General features: G+C 71.9%; 3 protein-coding genes. All 3 read left to right on the top strand.

Features of this window, described 5'->3' with window-relative positions; translation table 11 throughout:
- The coding region (locus tag L0H79_RS21945) for a putative baseplate assembly protein (protein ID WP_301486893.1) at positions 1 to 1714 on the top strand (1714 nt) is incomplete at its 5' end.
- A complete protein-coding gene (locus tag L0H79_RS21940; protein ID WP_301486891.1) occupies positions 1714 to 2253 on the top strand; it encodes a phage tail protein in 540 nt (179 codons plus the stop codon). The genes L0H79_RS21945 and L0H79_RS21940, both read left to right, overlap by 1 nt.
- Positions 2254 to 2307: 54 nt before the next feature.
- Positions 2308 to 2437: zinc-ribbon domain-containing protein (locus L0H79_RS22380; protein WP_367652517.1), on the top strand; the 130-nt coding region annotated here is incomplete at its 3' end.

Genomic DNA, 2437 nt, shown 5'->3' with positions numbered 1-2437 from the left:
ACACCCGCCCGGGGCGGCCACGGCGGACCTGACGTTCTGGCTCTCGGCACCGCAGCCAGACCCGGTGCACGTGCTGTCCAGGACGAGCGTCGCCACCCCGCGCACCGAGCGCGAGGAACCGGTGGTCTTCGAGACGACCGACGACCTGGCCATCCCGCCGCGACGCCTCGTCACGATGGCCACCCAAGCCGTCGCAGGCGAGCTCGTTCCCCGATCGCTGGAGCTGCGCGACGAGGCGGGCTTCCGGGCGTTCACGACACCACCAGAGATCGGTGACGCGCTGCTGCTCGCCCTCGACGATGCCGCGCCCCGGTGCGCGATAGCTCTGCGGTTCGACTGCGACGTCCAAGGGGCCGGGGTCCATCCCGAGCACCCACCGCTGCGGTGGGAGGCCTGGACCCGCGGGGGCTGGCGCTCGTGCGACCTCGACTCGGACGGCACCGGCGGGCTGAACCGCCCGGGAGACGTCATCGTCCACGTGCCCGCCGGTCATACCGTGTCGACCTCCGGTGGTGTCCACGGTGGGTGGCTACGCTGCGTCGTGACGGAGCCGGTCGGCGACTACCCTGCCTACCGCGTGTCCCCGCAGGTGCGGGACGCGACCGGCTTCACCGTCGGCGGCACCGTAGGGGCGGTCAACGCCGAGGTGGTCCTCGACGAGGTCGTCGGGCTCTCGGAGGGCGTGCCCGGCCAGTCCTTCACGCTCGCGCACCACCCTCTCGTCCGAGACGGGACGCCCCTGGTCATCGACGTCGCGGCCGGCTCGGGCTGGGAGGAATGGACCGAGGTGGCCTCCTTCGCCGACCGCCAGCCACACGAACGAGTCTTCCGCGTCGAGGATGCGTCGGGCACCATCGAGCTGCCCCCGGCGGTGCGGGAGGCCGACGGAACGATGCGACACTATGGGGCGGTCCCGCCGCGCGGCGCGCCGTTGCGCGTCCAGAGCTACCGCTTCGGCGGTGGGGCGGGCGGCAACGTCTCGGCCCGGGCGTTGCAGACGCTGCGCGCCCCGATCCCCTTCGTCGAGCGGGTCGAGAACCGTCGGCCCGCGGTCGGCGGCGTCGCTGCGGAGACCATCGAGGAGCTGAAGCTGCGCGGCCCCCTCGAGCTGCGCACCCGGGACCGCGCGGTCACCGCCGAGGACTTCGAGATCCTTGCCCTGCAGGCGGCCCCGAACCTCGCGCGCGTGCGGTGCACACCCGAGGGAGACTGCGGTGCCAGGCTGCTCGTCGTGCCGAACGCCGCGCGCGAGGCCGACGGGACGATCCGGTTCGAGGATCTGGTGCCCTCGGCTGACCTGCTCGGGGTGGTGCGCGACCATCTCGATGAGCGCCGGGTCGTCGGGACGAGGCTGGTCATCGAGCCGCCGTACTACCAGGGCGTGACCGTCGTAGCCCAGCTGAGGGCACGCTCGCGTGCCGATCTGCTCGAGCTGCAGGACGAGGCGCTGCAGGCGCTCTACCGGTACTTCGACCCGCTGGTCGGCGGGCCCGACGAGTCGGGGTGGCCCTTCGGGCGGCCGGTCCAGGCGGGTGAGGTCTACTCGGTCCTGCAACGCCTGCCGGGGACCGAGTTCGTCGAACAGGTCAGGCTCTTCTCGGCGGACCCTCGAACGTCACAGCGCGGCCAGCAGACCGACCGGATCCAGCTGGATCCCGAGGCACTGGTGTTCTCGTTCGGCCATCAGGTCCGGGCCGCCAAGGGAGAGACCTGATGCGCGGCCTCGTCCCCGACCTCGACACGGCCTTCCCGCTCCTGTTCCAGCTGCCGGGCGTCTACCAGGACGGCGACTTCACGCCCAAGTTCCTACAGGCCTTCGACGACTGCCTCGCGCCCGTGCTGTCGACCTTGGACAACCTGCGCTCGTACGTCGACCCGCGCCTCGCGCCGGCCGACTTCGTCGCCATGCTCGCATATTGGGTCGCCGTACAGGTCGACGACCAGATGCAGGTCCCGGACCAGCGTCAGGCGGTCGTCGACGCGATGCGGACGCATGCCCGACGCGGAACCGCGGCCGCGCTGCGGGGCGTCGTCGCCCACCTCACCGGTGCCGAGGTCGAGGTGAGCGACAGTGGGGCCGTCACGACCTCGAGCACGCCGGGCACCCCGCTGCCCGGCGCGGCGGTGCCCGAGGTCCACGTGCGCATCGTCGTCGACGACCCGGAGGGCGTGGACCGGGCCCGGGTCGAGTCCGTGCTGCGAACGGTCAAGCCCGTCCACGTGCGCCACGTCCTCGAGGTCGTGGCCAGGTGAGCGGATCGAGCGATGTCGCTGGGGCTGCGGCACGAGCAGTGAGGAGGTGGAGCCGTGATTCGGTGTGAGAAGTGTGGAACCTCGAACGAGGACGGCGAGTCGTTCTGCGGGCAGTGCGGTGCCTATCTCGACTGGCAGGAGAAGCCGCCGCCTCCAGAACCCGAGCCCGCCCCGGAACCGGAGC

Origin of the sequence: Intrasporangium sp. (assembly GCF_030452765.1) — a bacterium.
GTDB lineage: Bacteria > Actinomycetota > Actinomycetes > Actinomycetales > Dermatophilaceae > Intrasporangium_A.
Note: the sequence above shows the minus strand (reverse complement) of the source record. Positions and strands in the feature narration are given on the sequence as shown.